Origin of the sequence: Hoeflea sp. (assembly GCF_039975035.1) — a bacterium.
Classification (GTDB): domain Bacteria; phylum Pseudomonadota; class Alphaproteobacteria; order Rhizobiales; family Rhizobiaceae; genus Hoeflea.
In genome coordinates this window covers 35,873-54,248 of the sequence record NZ_JBDWHW010000012.1, presented here as the reverse complement: position 1 = coordinate 54,248, position 18,376 = coordinate 35,873, and the positions used below count along the sequence as shown (strand labels likewise).

The 18,376-nt window shown below is 58.3% G+C and carries 16 protein-coding genes and 1 pseudogene; 10 read left to right on the top strand and 7 right to left on the bottom strand.

Features of this window, described 5'->3' with window-relative positions; genetic code table 11:
- Together ABJN75_RS01120 and ABJN75_RS01115 are read left to right on the top strand one after the other, a co-directional pair.
- Window positions 1-162, top strand: a pseudogene (locus ABJN75_RS01120) (ornithine decarboxylase); the annotation flags it as partial.
- A 101-nt stretch (window positions 163-263) separates the two neighbouring features.
- Window positions 264-863, top strand: a complete 600-nt coding sequence (locus ABJN75_RS01115; protein WP_348436014.1) for an N-acetyltransferase — start codon at window positions 264-266, stop codon at window positions 861-863.
- Window positions 864-953: 90 nt separating this feature from the next.
- Here the strand turns inward: ABJN75_RS01115 and ABJN75_RS01110 are convergent, their stop codons facing one another.
- Window positions 954-1,196, bottom strand: a complete 243-nt coding sequence (locus tag ABJN75_RS01110; RefSeq protein WP_348436012.1) for a hypothetical protein — start codon at window positions 1,194-1,196, stop codon at window positions 954-956.
- A gap of 255 nt (window positions 1,197-1,451) precedes the next feature.
- Here ABJN75_RS01110 and ABJN75_RS01105 point away from each other — a divergent pair, with 255 nt between their 5' ends.
- Complete coding sequence (locus ABJN75_RS01105; protein WP_348436010.1) at window positions 1,452-2,519, top strand: AraC family transcriptional regulator; 1,068 nt, start codon at window positions 1,452-1,454, stop codon at window positions 2,517-2,519.
- A 205-nt stretch (window positions 2,520-2,724) separates the two neighbouring features.
- A complete protein-coding gene (locus ABJN75_RS01100; protein WP_348436008.1) occupies window positions 2,725-3,171 on the top strand; it encodes a glyoxalase superfamily protein in 447 nt (148 codons plus the stop codon).
- Between the two features lie 12 nt (window positions 3,172-3,183).
- On the opposite strand, the gene ABJN75_RS01095 is transcribed toward ABJN75_RS01100, so the two are convergent.
- The 3 genes from ABJN75_RS01095 to ABJN75_RS01085 form a co-directional block, all read right to left on the bottom strand.
- The gene (locus ABJN75_RS01095) at window positions 3,184-4,173 is read right to left on the bottom strand and encodes a WD40 repeat domain-containing protein (protein ID WP_348436006.1); all 990 of its coding nucleotides are present in this window, start codon (window positions 4,171-4,173) and stop codon (window positions 3,184-3,186) included.
- Between the two features lie 13 nt (window positions 4,174-4,186).
- The gene (locus ABJN75_RS01090) at window positions 4,187-5,269 is read right to left on the bottom strand and encodes a GTP-binding protein (RefSeq protein ID WP_348436004.1); all 1,083 of its coding nucleotides are present in this window, start codon (window positions 5,267-5,269) and stop codon (window positions 4,187-4,189) included.
- Window positions 5,270-5,395: 126 nt separating this feature from the next.
- Window positions 5,396-6,139: a creatininase family protein gene (locus ABJN75_RS01085; protein ID WP_348436002.1), complete on the bottom strand. Its 744-nt coding sequence runs from the start codon at window positions 6,137-6,139 to the stop codon at window positions 5,396-5,398.
- A gap of 81 nt (window positions 6,140-6,220) precedes the next feature.
- Between ABJN75_RS01085 and ABJN75_RS01080 the strand changes: the two genes are divergently transcribed.
- The 3 genes from ABJN75_RS01080 to ABJN75_RS01070 all read left to right on the top strand — a co-directional run bounded on the left by ABJN75_RS01080 (window position 6,221) and on the right by ABJN75_RS01070 (window position 8,871).
- Complete coding sequence (locus ABJN75_RS01080) at window positions 6,221-6,793, top strand: MarR family transcriptional regulator (RefSeq protein ID WP_348436000.1); 573 nt, start codon at window positions 6,221-6,223, stop codon at window positions 6,791-6,793.
- Between the two features lie 78 nt (window positions 6,794-6,871).
- The gene (locus ABJN75_RS01075; RefSeq protein ID WP_348435999.1) at window positions 6,872-7,900 is read left to right on the top strand and encodes a LacI family DNA-binding transcriptional regulator; all 1,029 of its coding nucleotides are present in this window, start codon (window positions 6,872-6,874) and stop codon (window positions 7,898-7,900) included.
- Window positions 7,897-8,871, top strand: coding sequence for a 2-hydroxyacid dehydrogenase (locus ABJN75_RS01070; protein ID WP_348435998.1), 975 nt, complete (start codon window positions 7,897-7,899; stop codon window positions 8,869-8,871). Before ABJN75_RS01075 ends, ABJN75_RS01070 begins: the two co-directional genes overlap by 4 nt.
- A 68-nt stretch (window positions 8,872-8,939) precedes the next feature.
- Here ABJN75_RS01070 and ABJN75_RS01065 read toward each other — a convergent pair whose 3' ends face one another.
- Window positions 8,940-9,704: a gamma-glutamyl-gamma-aminobutyrate hydrolase family protein gene (locus tag ABJN75_RS01065; RefSeq protein ID WP_348436018.1), complete on the bottom strand. Its 765-nt coding sequence runs from the start codon at window positions 9,702-9,704 to the stop codon at window positions 8,940-8,942.
- A gap of 293 nt (window positions 9,705-9,997) precedes the next feature.
- On the opposite strand from ABJN75_RS01065, the gene ABJN75_RS01060 reads away from it, so the two are divergent.
- Window positions 9,998-11,107, top strand: a complete 1,110-nt coding sequence (locus tag ABJN75_RS01060) for a TRAP transporter substrate-binding protein (RefSeq protein WP_348435996.1) — start codon at window positions 9,998-10,000, stop codon at window positions 11,105-11,107.
- Window positions 11,108-11,261: 154 nt separating this feature from the next.
- Here the strand turns inward: ABJN75_RS01060 and ABJN75_RS01055 are convergent, their stop codons facing one another.
- Together ABJN75_RS01055 and ABJN75_RS01050 are read right to left on the bottom strand one after the other, a co-directional pair.
- Window positions 11,262-13,049 (bottom strand): TRAP transporter large permease subunit, encoded by a 1,788-nt coding sequence (locus ABJN75_RS01055; protein ID WP_348435994.1) that lies wholly within the window; start codon window positions 13,047-13,049, stop codon window positions 11,262-11,264.
- A complete protein-coding gene (locus tag ABJN75_RS01050) occupies window positions 13,042-13,626 on the bottom strand; it encodes a TRAP transporter small permease subunit (protein ID WP_348435992.1) in 585 nt (194 codons plus the stop codon). Before ABJN75_RS01050 ends, ABJN75_RS01055 begins: the two co-directional genes overlap by 8 nt.
- Window positions 13,627-13,855: 229 nt before the next feature.
- Here ABJN75_RS01050 and ABJN75_RS01045 point away from each other — a divergent pair, with 229 nt between their 5' ends.
- Window positions 13,856-14,626, top strand: a complete 771-nt coding sequence (locus tag ABJN75_RS01045; RefSeq protein ID WP_348435990.1) for an SDR family oxidoreductase — start codon at window positions 13,856-13,858, stop codon at window positions 14,624-14,626.
- Between the two features lie 214 nt (window positions 14,627-14,840).
- Window positions 14,841-18,323: an indolepyruvate ferredoxin oxidoreductase family protein gene (locus tag ABJN75_RS01040; protein ID WP_348435988.1), complete on the top strand. Its 3,483-nt coding sequence runs from the start codon at window positions 14,841-14,843 to the stop codon at window positions 18,321-18,323.
- Window positions 18,324-18,376 lie beyond the last annotated feature (53 nt).

Genomic DNA, 18,376 nt, shown 5'->3' with positions numbered 1-18,376 from the left:
TGTGATTCAGCCGATGTGATGTACGAGAAAAACCCCTATTCGATGCCGGTCTCGCTGACCATCGGAGACGAGGTTCTGATCGAAGGTACCGGGGCTTACACCACCACTTACTCGGCCGTTGCCTTCAACGGTTTCGAGCCTCTGCGATCCTACGTGATCTGAACAGCAGTCCGTACCGATCTGGCTTTCCGCAAGCGGTCGGTCGCTTGCGGACAGGCCTTTGTAACCAGTTTTTCGTGATTGTCGCAGTCGAGGATCAGCCCATGACAATCGATCTGTCAGTTTTCAGTGAAACCAGCTTCGTCGTTGGCGAGGAAATGCAGGGTGACGCGAATGTGCGGGAAGCCCTGCTTGATCGTGCGATGGGGGAAGGCCGCCGGCGCAAAAGCTCGGAGAAACTGCGTTGCGGCAGACTTCCGTCAGCCGGGCTTGCCTTCGTTGCGCGCGACGATTCGGAGCGTGTTATCGGCAGCGTTCGGCTGTGGGATGTTTCGTGTGGGGCAAGGCCGATGTTGCTGCTCGGACCGCTGGCGGTCGAGCCGTCATGCGCTGGGCAAGGTATCGGTACAGCCCTGATGCAGCATGCGATTACCCGGGCTGCTGACATGGACCACGGCGCAATCATTCTTGTCGGTGATGCGCCATACTACGCCCGTTTCGGATTTTCCGCCGGCAAGACCAGCGGAGTGATGATGCCGGGTCCCGTCGAGCGCAACCGTCTGCTGGGGTGCGAACTCAAGCAAGGGTCTCTTGATGGCGCCAGCGGACTGCTGATTCCTCGTGGCCGTCGCGTGGATCGTCACCAGTCGCACATCACTGCCGAGCGGCCCATCGTTCAGGGCCGGCTGGTCCAGGTGGCCTAGGCAACCATCCGTCTGACGCCTGGTGTCAAAAAGAATGCGCCGGAGCGGAGGGGCGTCCGGCGCATTCACAGTGATCGCGGGGTGTCGCGATCAGAAAACGATCCCGTTGCCGAAATTGACCGGGCCTGACGGGTATTGTTTTGCGGCCTTGTTTTCATCCCGATCGATGGCGGATGTAGCGGTGCAATCGATACCTGCCTTGGCGGCCTTTGCCGGGGCTTCGGTGCAAAGGGTGGCCTGCGACTTGGCTGTTTCAGCGAATGCCGGCGCCGAAGCGAAAGGCAGGATCGCGGCCAGTGCGATGGTTGCTGCTGCGAGGTTCATCTTGTTCATGATAGTCTCCTTCAAGTAGACTGATAATTGACGTGCCGGCCAGGTTTCATCTGGTGTGGATCAACCGAACCGGCGATGAGATGAAACTGGGGATTGAATGGCCGGAGTACCGCGCGAGTTCGAAATCCGAAGCGGAAGTTTCAGTTTCGGCGCGTGATTTCCGGAATCGATTGGACTCTTCGCAGGCCAATGCCTATCTCGGTTGCGTTGTCTGAGACGCACCGGATTGGCCGTGCGCAAAATGCGGACCTGTACATGTCAATGGAATTGACCCTGGCCGGTTTTATCGACCTCATCCTGCGTGGTGGAACCTTTGGCGTGCTGCTTTTGCTCATCATCCGTTTCGCCCGGAGACGGGAGTTCGGATCGCTGTGTGCAACCGGAATCCTGTTTGGCGTCACAGGCCTGATCGAGATTATTCTCAATGCTCCGCCGGTTCTTGGCATGCTCGCGCCGGCCACATCCGTGGTTGTCGGCTTCCAGCAATTGCATTTCATCACGTTGTGGTGGTTCATCGTGGCGCTGTTTAATGACCGGTTCAGGTGGCAATTGAGCTATTTCTGGCCAATCGCTGTCTCTGCGCCACTGATTGCCGGAGCGGCCCTGGCGCCGGTCGGCCTGCAATGGGGATTCACCTTCGGGCTGGTTCTGCTCAATACAGCGCTTCTGGCGCTGATCATCCACACAGCCTTGCGCCATCGGGCAAGCGATCTGATCGATGACCGGCGCGGCTTCAGCCTGGCACTGGCTTTTTCCGTGCCGCCTTTCACGCTGTTGGTGTTTGTCACAAACCTGATCAGTGTCGAAGGGCCTCAACTGTCAGCGCTGTGCCTTGTCTATTCGGCTGTGTATTTTGTTCTCACACTGGGATTTTCTGTTTGGCTGACAACGTTGAAAGAAGGGTTGTTCCAGCGCGCGGCAAACGGCTCGGTGCCTTCGGTTGTCCGTGGCGAGTTGTCCGGCGCGGACCGGCTGGAACTCGACCGCGTCGTCAAGGCGATGGATGGCGGACTTTATCTTGAGCCGGGCCTGACCATTGGAGGATTGGCCGACATTCTGCATGTTCCCGAACACCGGCTGAGACGTTTGATCAATGGTGGTCTCGGATACCGCAACTTCGCGGCATTCGTGAACGACTACCGGATCGAGGAAGCAAAGCGCCGGTTGGCCGACCCGGAGCTGGCGCGCGAACAGATCATCCAGCATGCCTTCAGTCTGGGCTATGCGTCGCTTGCTCCGTTCAACCGGGCCTTCCGCGAGCGGGTCGGCGTCAGCCCGACCGAGTTCCGCGAAGGCGCGCTGACGCGAGTGGCCGCGGAATAGCTCGAGGCCGCGTCTCCGGCTGCCCTATTGACATGGTGATTGCGCGTGCCTATCTGAGCGTCTTCGGGTCTGGAGCCCCGGCCGTCCGCAGGCATTACGCCATGGTGAAGTCTCCAGCTTTCAAGCAGTCACCTTTTTGATGACATGCCAGATGGTGGAATGCGGACACCCCTCGAACACGGTATGTCATGACAGGAGAACTGCCATGCGTGACCTCACGTCATTGCCAAATTTGAGCACACTGAAAGATCAGGCCAAACGCCTGAGAACCCGACTGGAATCCGGTGGTGAAACGATTGGACATTCCAGAGCGCTGGAATTGATTGCAGCCCAGCACGGCTTCAATGACTGGAATACGCTGCATGCCGCCCTGGGCAACCGGCCCGGCCCCGAAAGCCTTGCACCCGGTGCGTGCGTAACCGGAGCCTATCTCGGGCAACCTTTCTCGGCTCGGGTGGTCGGCATCCAGGCCATGACATCCTCACCGGGGAACTATCGGGTATCGCTGGATCTCGATGAAGCGGTCGACGTTGTCACCTTCGACAGCTTCTCGTCGTTCCGCAAGCGGGTTAACGGTGTCATTGGCAAGGATGGCGTCAGCCAAGCCCGGACGTCCAATGGCCGTCCGCACCTGGAACTGTCCTGGTCGTAACCGGGATGGCTGTTACCCAGCGATGTCGACAACACCACAGTCGCCTGCTTGCGATCCAAACGCGAGCAGGCGACCTGGCTTGTTCCAGGCCATGGCCGTGATCGGGCCCTTGCCGGGTCGACGCAACAGGGCTTCCTTGCTGTCGGCGATGCGGACGGCAAGCACCATGCCGTCACCGAACCCGATGGCGACAAGATCCTCTACCGGATGACAAGCGACACATGTCACCATGGTATCTGCGCGTTGTCCGAGCTCCAGCGGAGCCTTGCCCATAGGCCCGTCCTTGCCCGAGAACGGCCAGACAATCGCAGAGGGCGCGCCGGATGAAGCGAGCCATTTGCCCTTGTTCGACCATGACAGTGATTTGACTTTGGCGGGATAGCCGGTCATGCGCATGTGACGCTGTTCGCCGCCCGGCTTGCCATCAAGCTTCCAGCCATGCAGCGCGTTTTCCTGCATCGCGGTCACCAGAAAGCGGCCATCGGGGCTGAACATGACCTGATTGTGGGCGCCCTTCCATTCGAAATCGATTGCAGGTGCACTGCCTTGCACAAAGACCAGAGAGACGCCGTTGTAGCGTGCCATGGCCAGCCGTAGCCCCTTGGGAGTGAAGCCAAGGCCTTCAATGGTGCGCGCTTGCTCGAAACACCGCTCGGTTCCGTCGGCAAGCAGCACTGTTGCCGCGCGGCCTTCGGCATAAGCAACCGCGCCTTGCGGACCGGCCGCAACGGTGCTGACCCATTTGCGGGCAGAAGGACGCAGCGTGGTTTCGGTTCCGTCGGCGTCAAGCCGCATCACCTTGCCATCTTCACCACCGGTGATCAGGCTTTTGCCGTCCAAAGTGACGGCGGTGGCTAGCAAGCCATCATGCAGTTCATGGCGGTGGGTTCCATGGTCGAGGCGGACCACTTGTCCGGAAGCCATCGCAAACACCGGAACGTCGTCCAGAAATGCAGTTGCTAGGCAATGGTCATCGACATCGATCGGGGCAACTGTGGGCATGATCAGAAATCCCTCAGGCCTGGCACGCCAGGAAGGTCCGCTCGAGCTTCTCGCGGTCGAGATCCCGCCCGATGAAGACGATGCGGCTTTCGCGTTTTTCGTCCTGTTTCCAGGCGCGCTGGTGGTCACCTTCGACGATCATGTGAATGCCCTGGATGATGTAGCGGTCAGCATCGTCCTCAAAGGCGATAATGCCCTTGAGGCGGAGGATGTTGGGGCCATCCAACTGGGTGATTTTTTCGATCCAGGGGAAGAACCGCTTCGGGTTGAGCGGCCCGGCGCGCAACGAGATCGATTCGATGGTTGCATCGTGAATATCGGACGGGGCGGCGTGGTCATGATGGCTGTGGCCGTGATGGTCATGATCGTGCCCGTGGTGATGGTGGTCGTGATCGCAATCCGGTGTGCAGGCATGATCGGGGTGGTCGTGATCGAGGAAATGCGGATCGTTGTCGAGCGCGCGGCTGAGATCAAACGCGGCGCGGTCAAGCACGGCGTCAAGCGGCACGGCGGCGCGCTCGGTGCGGTGAATGCGGGCTGACGGATTGATCGCCCGCACGGTGCGTTCGATGGCTTCGAGCTGTTCCGGCGTCACCAGATCGGTCTTGTTGAGAATGACCACGTCGGCGAAGGCGATCTGGTCTTCGGCTTCGCGGCTGTCCTTCAGGCGGGCCGGCAGATGCAATGCATCGACCAGTGCGACGACGGCGTCGAGTTTGGTCTTGGCGCGGACGTCCTCGTCCATGAAAAATGTCTGGGCGACCGGCACGGGGTCGGCCAGGCCGGTGGTCTCGACGATGATGGCGTCAAAGCGGCCGGGCCGGCGCATCAGGCCTTCGACCACACGGATCAGGTCGCCGCGCACGGTGCAGCAGACGCAGCCATTGTTCATTTCGTAGATTTCCTCGTCGGATTCCACGATCAGGTCGTTGTCGATGCCGATTTCGCCGAATTCATTGACAATCACCGCATACCGCTTGCCGTGCGGCTCGGAGAGAATGCGGTTGAGCAATGTGGTTTTCCCAGCGCCGAGATAACCGGTCAGAACGGTCACGGGAATTGGGGAAACAGGGGTGGGGACGGGCGCTTCGCTCATGAGGGCTCTCTGTCAGGATGGAGTGTTTGACACCATATAGGCGCTTGGTGCGACATATGCCACTCACAAGGATATGATGTGATGCGCCAGTGCCAATCCGGGCAGATGTGGAGACTGTTCGGACGATCAATCCAGTTCGCTCACATCAAAAGCCGCCATGTCGGCCAGCAACTGGCTCAATCCGCGCACCGCGTGGGCCAAAATCGCTTCACCTTTTTCTGCGTTGGCCCGGCTGGCTTTGCCCGCCGCTCCATCCTTGTTGAGATCGGACATTTTCCAGCCGAATGCGTGCGGGCCATAGGCGCGCAAATGGGTGAACTGCCGGGCATAGTCAGCCTGCCGTGAAGGGAAATCCCGCAATGCGTCCAGGCGGACAAGCTCAGGCCGCAGCGCCAGCATCACCGAGGTTTCGATGTCGCCTGCATGAATGTCGAATGCCTTGTCGTGAGGTTTGATGATTTCAGCGGGAACCCCGAACCTGGTCCAGCTGGTGGCCACTGCGAGCATGTTGAAACGCACGCGGGCTTCAGTGGCCACAATCATGAGCAGGGGCGAGTTGCCGCCATGGGCGTTAAGCAGCAGCAAGCGGCGTATGCCGCGGCCGGCGCAATCGGCGGCGATGCCGATCCAGCGGTTGACCGCTTCGTCGAAAGCCAGCGTTCGCGTACCTGACACATCCATATGTTCGATAGAGTAACCAACTGATTCGACCGGCAGGAGCTCAAGCTGGATTGAGCCCTGTACAGCTTCGCGGAGTCTTTGGGTAACTGCGTGCGCGATCAGTGCATCGGTCTCGAACGGAAGATGCGGACCGTGCTGTTCATGGGCTCCCAGCGGCAATATCGCGATCGGCATGGATTGTGAGGGCATGTAGTGGTTTTTCCGCTCAGGCTTGGATAGGCTCGGATCAGCCTAGGGTGATGGAACAAAGGCCGCAAGAAGGAGCTATCCATGTCCGGTAAAAAGAAAAACAAGACCAAGAAGGCGAAGAAGTCCGCTCAGGCCGAAGCACTCTCGCTGATCAATCAGGTCGCACGTAACGCACGCACCGCACTGTCGCGCCAATTGCTTGATCTGGGGCTTTATGGCGGTCAGGACGGTGTCATGCTGGCGCTTGACGGAAACGACGGCCAGACGCCGGGCGCAATCGCCGCTTCGCTGGGAGTCAAGGCGCCGACGATCACCAAGACCATCGGCCGTCTCGCGGCCCAGGGGTTCGTGCGGCGCGAAGGCTCCAAGGATGACGGCCGCATGATGCTGGTGTTTCTTACCGATGCCGGGCGGGATCAGATCAAGTCGGTTCGCAAATCGCAAAGGCGGACCGAAAAGGCGGCCTTTGCCGGGCTGAAAGAGAAAGACGTCGCGCACCTGCTCGATCTGTTGTCCAGGGTTGATGCCAGCATTGCCGCTGAGCTGAGTTCAGGAAGCGTGGTGGTTGCCGACCGGCTGTTGGAGACGGACCCACTGGAGATCCATGGAAGCGATCTTCCCGGTGACGATGAGCAGGCTGCGGAAACTGTTTGATTGCCAGCCCGGTTTAAACCTTTTAGATTCGTTTAAACGTTTGAATCGGGACAGTGCCTCGGCAATGGGAATGGGGATTTGGCGCAAAAAATAAAACTTTCCACAATCGCGGAGGCTCTCGGGCTTTCCACGGCAACAGTTTCGCTGGCCTTGCGTGACAGCCCTCTGGTGGCCGATGTGACGCGCGACCGTATCAAGGAAAAGGCCGTCGAACTCGGCTATATCTATAACCGGCGCGCGGCTTCTCTGAGAACATCGCGGTCGGGTATTATCGGTGTTGTTGTGCATGACATCATGAACCCGTTTTATGCCGAGATCCTGAAGGCGATCGAGACGGAGCTCGACCGCAGCCGGCAAACCTTCATTCTTTCCAACCATTATGATTCGGTCGAGAAGCAGCGCAACTTCATTGAAACCCTGCTGCAATTGGGCGGCGATGGGGTGATCATGTCGCCGGCGATCGGTACGCCGGCGTCGGACATCCGCCTCGCTGAAGACAATGGCATGCCGGCCATTCTGATTGCACGGTCTGTCCCCGAGATCGATGTGCCGACCTTTCGCGGTGATGACGCCTATGGAACCGCTCTGGCGACCAATCATCTGATCAGCCTGGGACACACCCGCATTGCCATGATTGGCGGCACCGACCACACCTCAACGGGGCGCGACAGATATGCGGGTTATGCCAATGCGATGCAGAAGGCAGGGCTCGCCCTGGATCCGGCGCTGAGAATACCCGGACCACGCACCAAGCAGAGCGGCTTCGAGGCGGCGGTGAATTTTCTCGCCAATCCACTCAAACCAACCGCGGCGGTGTGCTGGAACGATCTGGTGGCCATCGGCCTGATGAACGGCATTGCGCGTGCGGGCCTGGTGCCCGGCAAGGACATATCGGTCACCGGGTATGACGATCTCGAGGAGGCTGCGATTGCCACGCCGGCATTGACGACGGTCTGGAACGGGCAGTCCGAAGTCGGCCGTTTCGCAGCCCGTGCGCTGCTTGACAAACTCAACGGGTCAAGCGAAGCCGACGGCTTGCATCTGATCAAGCCGGAAATGCGGATCCGGCAATCGACAACACCGCTCAATCCGGGAGCAGGACGATGAACAGCACTCAACCCACAATTCTCATTCCAGGCGGCATAAATCCCCGGGTCCGAAGCCGCGTCGAGGCCGAATTCGACGCCATCGCGATCGAGACGGCCGACCCAGCGCTGCTGGATGCAGGAACCCGGGCGAAGGTAACCGGCATCGCTTCGGCGACCATCATCGACGCGGGCTTTATCGATGCATTCCCCAACCTGGCGATTATCGCCAATTTCGGGGTTGGGTATGACGTTGTCGATGCCAGGCATGCGGCTTCACGTGGCGTGATGGTGACCAACACCCCTGATGTCTTGTCCGATGAGGTTGCGGATACAACGGTTGGCTTGCTGCTCAACACCCTTCGCGAGCTTCCGAAAGCAGAGGCTTACGTTCGCGCCGGCCGTTGGGCTGCTGAGGGTCCCTATCCGCTGACGTCTCTCACCTTGCGCGGGCGGACAGTCGGCATATTCGGGCTCGGGCGGATCGGATTGGCCATTGCGCGGCGTCTGGAGGCTTTCGGCCTGCCGATTCACTATCATACGCGCAACAAGAGAAATGATGTCGATTTCACATGGCACGACACTCTTGGCGGGTTGGCCAAAGCTGTGGACACATTGGTCGTGGTGGTTCCGGGAGGGGCGGCGACGGAAAAGGCTGTCAATGCCGACATTCTTGACGCACTTGGTGCTCAAGGTGTGCTGATCAGTGTCGGTCGCGGATCGACGCTGGATGAGGACGCGTTGATTGTGGCGCTGAGGGAGCGGCGCATCGCCGCGGCCGGGCTTGATGTGTTCGCCCATGAACCGAATGTGCCGCAGGCGCTGATGGACTTGCCGAATGCCTGTCTGTTGCCTCATGTGGCTTCGGCGTCAGTATCGACGCGCAACGCAATGGCTGATTTGGTGGTGGACAATCTTGCAGCCTGGCTTGATGGCCGTCCGGCGCTAACGCCGGTGCCCGAATGCGCCGGCCTTGACAGAAAACCCGGCTGAGGCGCCACCCAAGTCGGGCGCCGCGAAAGAGCAAGCTGAAGGCGTGAGCGCAGGAAGTTACGCGGGATCTATGCCGCTGCTTCCGCAGGGCGGGTATGGCGGGCCCGGACGGCATCACCGAACGCGGCGAAAATCTTGTCCGAGATCGTGTCGCTGCCAACCCAGTATTCGGGATGCCATTGCACGCCGATTGCGAACCCCGGCGCGTCGATGACACTGACAGCCTCGACGGTGCCGTCTTCCGCGATCGCTTCCACGGCAAGTCGCGGCGCAAGTTTCGATATCGCCTGGCGATGCAGCGAATTTACCTGGACTTCGCCCTCGCCGACAATCGAGGCGAGACAACTGTCCTGCTTCACCTGGATCGAGTGGCGGATCGCAAATGCGGCATCCCGGTCTTCGGTTTCAGGCTTGCGATGGTCGATCCGTCCAGGAAGTTCCTGTATTTCGGTTGCCAGCGAACCGCCCATTGCAACGTTTAGTTCCTGTATGCCGCGGCAAATGGCGAGCAGCGGAATACCGCGCTCGATTGCCCGGCGAATGAGCGCCATGCTGAGACGGTCACGGGCCGGATCGAACGGGCCGTGGCTTTCCGTCTCTTTCTCTCCATAATTGGAAGGATGCACGTTTGTCCGCGAGCCGCTGATGAGGACGCCATCGACCCTGTCCAGCACCATGTCCACATCCGTGCCATCGCTCAAGGCCGGGACAATGAGCGGCAAGACATTCGAGCCATTGACGGCGGCCATGATGTATTGGTCGGGTGCCGCATGCCATGTGTATCCATCGAAGCTTCGGATATCGGCCGGTATCGCGACAAGTCCACTGTGCATCGTCATTTTCCCTGATCCGCGGTGCTGGCTGTCTGCCACATCGTCATGATGTTTTCACGTTTCACTCAAACTTTGTCAATTCCCCGTCCCAAACGGCAAACCCACAGAAAAGATGGTTCTGAAGCCAATCCGTTTGAAGTTATAACTGGCAAAAAAAATTGACCATTGCCGCTGAAATCGCCGCCTTGTGCTTGAAAGCATTGCTGCAACATGGTTAGGTCAATCGCATACCGCTGGGACGCAACAGGGAGTAAACCCTCAGCTTGGCGGCTTCGTTCAACTGGGAGGTTTTTATGGATCGTCGTTCTTTTATCAAAAAGGCTGGGGTAACCGGAGCAGGGGCTGCAGCAGCGACAACGCTGGCTGCGCCGGCCATCGCGCAGACAATGCCGAAAATCACATGGCGCTGCTCGTCGGGTTTCCCGAAGGCGCTTGATACCATCTACGGTGCTGCCGAAGTGTTCGCACAGGCCGTTGCTGAATCCACCGACGGCAATTTCGAAATCCAGACCTATGGAGCCGGCGAGATCGTTGGCGCACTTGAAGGCGCTGACGCGGTTCGCGACGGCACCATCGAAATGGCGCATACAGCATCGTACTACTTCTTCGGCAAGGATCCGACATGGGCGTTCGGAACCGGCGTCCCGTTCGGTCTCAACCAACGCATGACCAATGGCTGGCTCTATGAGGGCGGCGGGCTGGATCTGCTCAACAACGATTTTTATGCCGACAACAATATGATTGCTTTCCCTGCTGGTAACACCGGCGCCCAGATGGGCGGTTGGTTCCGCAAGGAAATCAATACTGTGGCAGACATGAAAGGCCTGAAGTTCCGCATTGGCGGTTTTGGCGGGCGCATCATCCAGGAAGTTGGCGTCGTGCCGCAGAACATTCCGGGTGGCGACATCTACGCTGCGCTTGAAAAGGGCACCATTGATGCTGCCGAGTTTGTCGGTCCTTACGATGACTCCAAACTGGGCTTCAACAAGGTTGCTCCCTACTACTACTATCCTGGTTGGTGGGAAGGCGGCGTGACGCTGATGAACCTGATTAATCTGGACAAGTGGAACGAATTGCCGAGCTCCTATAAGGGTATCGTCAAGTCGGCTTCCGCACTGGCCAACAGCGTCATGATGGCGCGTTATGATACCTTGAACCCGCCGGCTCTGAAGAAGCTCGTGTCCGAGGGTACAAAGCTTCGTCCGTACAGCCTTGAAATCCTGGAAGCCTGCTTCAATGCGGCCAACAAGGTCTATGGCGAAATCAGCGCGGAAAACCCGACCTTCAAGAAAATCCATGACAGCTATATGGGCTACCGTGGTGACGGTTATCTCTGGTTCCAGCTGTCTGAATACAACATGGACACCTTCATGATGATCCAGCAGCGCGGCGGCAAGCTCTAAGCAAGTCCTGCGAAAGCCAAGCCTTCAAGGCCCCGGAATCGAATGGTTCCGGGGCCTTTTTGTGTGTGGGTGGGATCTTGTGCGGTGAATCTGTTTGGTGGCGAAGACGCAGACGACTCCGCTGGAATAATGGTATTCCGCAACGCTGGATCGTTCAGTTGAAATTGGGTAATCCGGTCGCGCCACCGGGTGCCGGAAGGCCGCCGGGTGCAGGCAATGCGCCGTCGCCGGCAGGCTCGGACGGTTCACCGAGATTTGGTGTGCCTGGCAGACCGAAGCCACCATCCAGGCTCAGTCCCGAGCCGGGCAGACCGAACCCACCACCGCCGATATTGTTGATCGCGTCATCAATATCGCTCTGGTTCATGATTACCGGGGCGGTCTTGTAATGTGTCACAAGACCTGGGAAGGCGATCAGAATACCCAGCATCACGACCTGAATGATGATGAAGGGCAGCGTGCCAGTGTAAATCGATTTTGTTGAAATCGACTCGATCATCCGATCGGTTGTCTTATCGTACCAGGCTTTCATCGGCGCCACTGACCGCAGGTAGAAGAGCGCAAAGCCGAACGGTGGTGTCAGGAAGCTGGCCTGCAGGTTGAAGCCGAGCAGCACCCCAAACCAGATCAGGTCGATGCCGAGTTTTTCGGCCACCGGAGCCAGCAACGGGACCAGGATGAAGGCAATTTCGAAAAAATCCAGGAAACAACCGAGAATGAAAATGATGATCGAGACGGAGATCAGGAATCCCACTTCCCCGCCCGGCAAGGCCAGCATCAGCTCTTCGACCCAGCGATCACCGGAAATGCCATAAAAGGTCAGCGAGAAAACCCGCGCGCCGATCAGGATGAACATCACGAAGGTTGCCAGTTTTGCGGTGGAATCCAGCGCTTGCAAAAGCGTCTTCATGTCCAGCCGGCGCTTCAACAACGACATCACCAGCGCGCCTGTGGCGCCCATGGCACCGCCTTCGGTGGGTGTCGCGATGCCCAGAAAGATCGTGCCCAGGACCAGAAAGATCAGGGCGAGCGGCGGGATCAACACGATAACCACCTGCTCAGCCATCTTGGACAGATAGCCAAGTTTCATGGTGCGATTGATCAGAGCAAAGCTGTAGGGAATAATCGTTGCAGTAAGCGCCGACCAGACCACCCTTGTTTCATACCGCAGATGATCGAAAACATAGAAATAGCCGACTACGAACAGCGCCAGCGCCGTGCCAAGTATGATGAAAAGCGAGCGTCCACCGTTGCCGAGCGGTCGAGCCTCAGGCGGCAGTGCAGGCGCCCATTGCGGTTTGATCAGGGTAATGGCGAAGATGTAGGCGCAATACATCCCGACCACGATCATGGCGGGGAAAAAGGCGCCGACATACATGTCGCCGACTGACCGGCCGAGCTGGTCAGCCATGACGATGAGGACCAGCGATGGCGGGATAATCTGTGCCAGAGTGCCGGACGCCGCAATTGTACCGGCAGCCAGACCCGGATGATAGTTGTAACGCATCATGATTGGCAGCGAGATCAGGCCCATGGCGATCACCGATGCCGCGACGACGCCGGTTGTGGCGGCAAGCAGAGCGCCGACCAGAATGACTGCAAATGCCAGACCGCCGCGAAGGGTTCCGAAGAGCTGACCGATGGTGTCGAGCAGATCTTCCGCCATGCGCGACCGTTCGAGAATCAGCCCCATGAAGGTGAAAAACGGAATCGCCAACAGCGTGTCATTGCGCATGATGTCGAAGACACGGTTCATGTTGGCCTGGGCCAAAGGCCAAGACAGCTGAATCTCAGGTGAAAGGTGGCCGAGTTCGACGCCGACTATAAAAAAGTACATGCCTCCCGCCGCCAGGGTGAAGGCGACCGGATAGCCGATGAGAAGCATCGCCATGACGGTGATGAACATGATCGGTGCAAGGTTGTGGGCAATCAGATCAAGCATCGCTTCGGGCCTTCATATCGGAAGCTGCTTCGACTTGCGGCGGCATGGAATGATCATGGCCAGGCTCCTCTTCAAGGAGGCCGCGAATAATGGCGATGCGCTTGATGATCTCGGAGACAGCCTGCGCGGTCAGCAGAATGAAGCCGGCAAGAACCACTGCCTTGGCAGGCCAAATGATCAGGCCGCCGGCATTGCTGGACAGCTCGCCACTCTTGAAGGAGCGCCAGAAAAAAGGCCAGGCGAGGTAGGTCATCATCAGGCAGAACGGCAACAGAAACAGGAAATGGCCAATCAGGTCGATCCAGTCACGCGTGCGCTTGGAAAGATTGCCGGCCAGCACATCGATGCGGACATGTTCGTTCTTGCGCAGTGTATATCCGGCGGCAAGCATGAAGACCGCGCCGAACAGGTACCACTGGACCTCCAGCCAGGCATTGGACGACATGTCGAATACCTTGCGGATCGTGGCGTTTCCAGCACTGATCAGCACCGCAGCCAACACAAGCCAGGACACATTGCGCCCGACAAAACCGTTGATCCGGTCAATGAACCGGCTCAACGCCAAAAGATTTCCCATATTGTCCTCCGGTCACTTCACCTCCTGTTTTCAGGAGTGTGGATAACCATGGTTCCCATCACCGCCATCTTTACCATCTATGAGGCGTCTTGCCAGTCCATATCAGGAAAAAAGCATGTGAAGCAACAAGTGGTGCACAAATTTTACCAGTTGCATTGCCGAGCTGTGTGGCTTTCAATGATGGTTGCCGCTATATCGCCTTGAAGGCGCCGTGGGAAAGGGGACCAAAGTGCGAGCAGCCGAATTATTCGATGTTTCGGGAGAAATTGCACTGGTAACTGGCGGAGGCACCGGAATCGGTTTCAAAATCGCCCGCGTGCTGGCGGTAAACGGCGCCAGGGTCGTGCTTGCCGGCGAGGATCAGGGCACCCTCGAGGCTGCGGTTGCCTCTCTTTGCGAACTTGGCGGACATGCCATCGCAATTCCCATTGATGTGCGCCGGGATGACATGATCGCTCCATCCTTCGATCGCATCGAAAAGGAATTGGGACCGGTCAGCCTGCTGGTGAACAACGCCGGCATTGCCCATCGCGACAAGGCAGTCAAACTCGCACGCGAGACGCTTCGCGATGTCATGGCTGTCAATGTCGAGGGAGCGGCCATGATGGCGCAGGAGGCAGCCCGGCGCATGATCCGCGATGGCCGCGGCGGATCCATCATAAACGTCTCCAGCGTATTGTCCGAATTGCCGATGCGTCAGGTTGCGGCTTACAGCGCATCGAAAGCCGCCATTAGCCAGATGACCCGCTGCTTTGCGCTGGAATGGGCCAAACACAAGATTCGCGTCAATGAGATCAGGCCCGGCTGGTTTGAGACCAGCCTGACAGATCCGTTTCTCAAGGGGGCGGGGGCTGGTGTTATGGCCAACCAAAACCCGACTGGACGGCTTGGCGACAGCCACGATCTGGATGGCGCCATCCTGCTGCTTGCGTCCAGGGCCAGCGTTTACATGACCGGCAGCGCCATTACCGTGGACGGGGGGCATTCCATCGGACGCTAATTCGGTTGCCGCAGGCTCGTCCGGCGAAAGAAAATTTCGTTAGGCGACTGTCGGCGATGGTCTGATTGCGCAGTCGGGTCCGGCATGTGAATTCGATTGACGACGGACCTGTGTAGCCCAAATATCAAGGATGAGGTCAAGGACCCGGAAGAGGGGCCCTGGCTGTTCGCAGATCGTGCGCGATCGCGATCCGAATGGTTTGAGGAGGCCGCAGATGACAGTCCACGATGTTTCACTCGACGACAAATTCGACCTCGAGAAGGATCGGATTTTTGTCACCGGCTCACAGGCCGTGGTGCGAATGCTGATGATGCAGCATGAGCGTGATAGCCGCGCAGGGTTGAACACAGCGGGCTTCATCTCGGGGTATCGCGGTTCGCCGCTGGGTGGACTCGACCAGCAAATCAGCCGGGCCGCAAGGCAACTCGCGCCGCACAACATCGTTTTCCAGCCCGGATTGAACGAGGAACTGGCGGCAACGGCCTGTTGGGGATCACAACAGGCGGGACTGGACGGGACCGGCAAATATGACGGCGTGTTCGCGCTTTGGTATGGCAAGGGACCGGGGGTGGACCGGTCCGGCGATGTGTTTCGTCACGCCAACCTTGCCGGATCTTCGCGGCATGGCGGTGTTCTGGCGCTGATGGGGGATGATCATACCGCGGAGAGTTCTACCAACGCCCATCAGACCGAGTTCAATTTCGTTGATACCATGATCCCGATCCTTAATCCGGCGGGTGTGCAGGAGATGATTGATTACGGGCTGCATGGTTTTGCAATGTCGCGGTTTGCCGGCACCTGGGCGGCACTGAAATGCGTCAAGGACAATGTGGAATCCACCGCCTCGGTTGATGCCGGACTTGATCGCCTGAAGATCATTCTTCCCGATTTTGCGATGCCGCCGGGCGGGCTTAATATCCGGGCAAACGATCTCGATTTCCTCGGGCAGGAAATACGGCTTCACGAATACAAGCGCGATGCCGCAAGCGCCTATATCAGGGCCAACGGGCTCAATCGCATGATTTATTCGGGCGGCGCCAACGCCAAGGTCGGCATATTGACGGTCGGCAAGAATTATCTCGATGTGCGTCAGGCCCTGGACGATCTTGGAATCGACGAGGCCAGAGCCAACCAGATTGGCGTCCGCTTGTTCAAGGTTGCCTGTCCGTGGCCGTTTGATCTGGCTGACATGGCCGAGTTTGTCGACGGTCTCGAGATGGTGATTGTTGTCGAGGAAAAGCGGTCGCTTCTGGAGAGCCAGTTGCGCGAGGCGTTGTACGGAGGCGCCCGTCAGCCCGTGGTGGTTGGCAAGCGCGACGAGCGCGGTGACTGGCTGTTTCCAGTCAAGGGTGCGCTTGATCCCAATGATATTGCGGTCGCGGTGGGAGAACGGCTGCTCAAGGTCATAGGCTATTCCGAAGATATCGACGCCAAGGTCAAGCGAATCCGGCAGTTCCAGAGCATGTTGGCGAGTGTTTCGGATGTAGCGTCCCGTACGCCATATTTCTGCTCGGGTTGTCCGCACAACACCTCGACGAAGGTTCCGGAAGGATCAATCGCGGCGGCAGGGATAGGGTGTCATTTCATGTCGTTGTGGATGGACCGGGACACCACCGGTTTCACCCAGATGGGCGGTGAGGGCGCGCAATGGGTCGGCCAGGCGCCCTTTACCACACGGAAACATATTTTTCAGAACCTTGGCGACGGGACCTACAATCATTCGGGCGTGCTGGCGTTGCGTTTCGCTATCGCATCGGGCGCCAACATCACCTACAAGATCCTCTACAATGACGCGGTTGCGATGACCGGTGGACAGCCCCACGAGGGCAGCCTGAGCGTTGATGCGATTGCCCGGCAGGTTCGCGCCGAGGGTGTCGAGCGGATAGCGCTGGTCAGCGACGATCCCGACCGGTACCCGGCGGGAACATCGTGGCCATCGGCGATGAGCCTTCATCACCGCTCAGAGCTTGATATGGTACAGCGGGAATTGCGGGAGGTTTCGGGCGTCACCGTCCTGCTTTACGACCAGACATGTGCCGCGGAAAAGCGCCGCCGTAGAAAGCGCGGTACCTATCCCGATCCAGACAAGCGGGTGATCATAAACGAACTGGTATGCGAAGGTTGCGGGGATTGCGGCGTCAAGTCGAACTGCGTGTCCATCCAGCCGGTCGAAACCGAATTCGGACGCAAACGCCGTATCGATCAATCCAGTTGCAACAAGGATTTTTCCTGCATTGAAGGGTTCTGCCCGTCGTTCGTGACGGTTCACGGGGCGCGTATCCGGAAAACGGACAGTTCTGTGCTCAAATCCGCTCCGGATCCGCTCGAGGGGTTGCCGGCCCCGGACATCGCTTCGCTCGAGCGTGGATGGGCGTCCATCATTGACGGTATCGGCGGAACCGGTGTTGTGACCATCGGTGCCATCCTCGGCATGGCGGCGCATCTTGAAGGCAAGGGATGCGGGATGATCGACATGGCCGGGCTTGCGCAAAAAGGCGGCGCGGTATTCTCGCATGTCCGCATTGCCGAAACGCCGGAGGATATTCACGCCATCCGGATATCGGCAGGCAAGGCGGATTTGATCCTGGGGTGCGATCTGGTGGTTTCCGGATCACGCAAGGTCCTGACTGCGGTTCGGGAAGGCGAAACCGTTTTTCTGGTCAACACCAGTGAAGTCATGCCGGGCGATTTTGCCCGTAATGCTGATTTTTCATTGCCGATGGAACGGTTGAAGCGGGCGATTGTCAAATCGGCCGGCGCTGACCGCACCAGTTTCTTCGATGCCACATCCGCCGCCACACGGTTGTTCGGCAATGCGATCGCCGCCAACATGTTCATGCTCGGCATGGCGTCGCAGAAGGGAGCATTGCCGCTGTCGCCGGAATCTGTCGAGCAAGCCATTCGTCTCAACGGTCAGGCCGTCGCCATGAACATTGCCGCGTTCCGCTGGGGGCGTAAGGCAGGGTATGATCCTCAATCGGTGCACGCTTTTGTCTCCGGTCCGCTTCCGGACGCCGATACTGCGGCGCAGGAGTCTGTTGCCGATCTCATTGAACGTCGCGCCGATTTTCTGCGTGACTACCAAAACGAGGCGTGGGCCGCCAAATACCGGGAAGCCCTCAGGCCACTTGTCGACTCCGAGACGCTTGTGCTTGGCAAGCCCGGGCCGGTGTCAACCGCTGCCGCGCGGTCGCTTTTCAAGCTGATGGCGATCAAGGATGAATATGAAGTAGCCCGGCTTTACAGCGATGGCAGTTTCAAACGGCAGCTTGCCAAGCAGTTCGAGAGCTTCGAGAAGCTGGAATATCACATGGCGCCGCCATTGCTGGGGCGCAAGGACGCCAATGGCCATCCCGCAAAAACCTCGTTCAGCAGGGGGATGTCTGCGCTCTTTCCGCTTCTGGCATCGCTCAGATTTTTACGGGGAACTCCACTGGATGTGTTTGGGTACAGCGAGGAAAGACGCATGGAACGGCGTATGCTCGCAGAATTCAACGAGGAACTGCGCGAAATGAGTCGTGCCTTGAAGACTGAAAATCTGGCGCAGGTCGCAGAATTTCTTTGTTATCCCATGGGAATTCGGGGGTATGGTCATGTGAAAATGAAAAACAAGGAAAAAGTATATCTGGATAAAAATAGTATTATTCAAGTCATACTTAAGGAAAAAAATATAAATCATGAGATGTTTGCGGAGTAATGTGATGGTTTGTCATTTGGGTTTTGATATTATTGGAGTTAACCTAAAATATT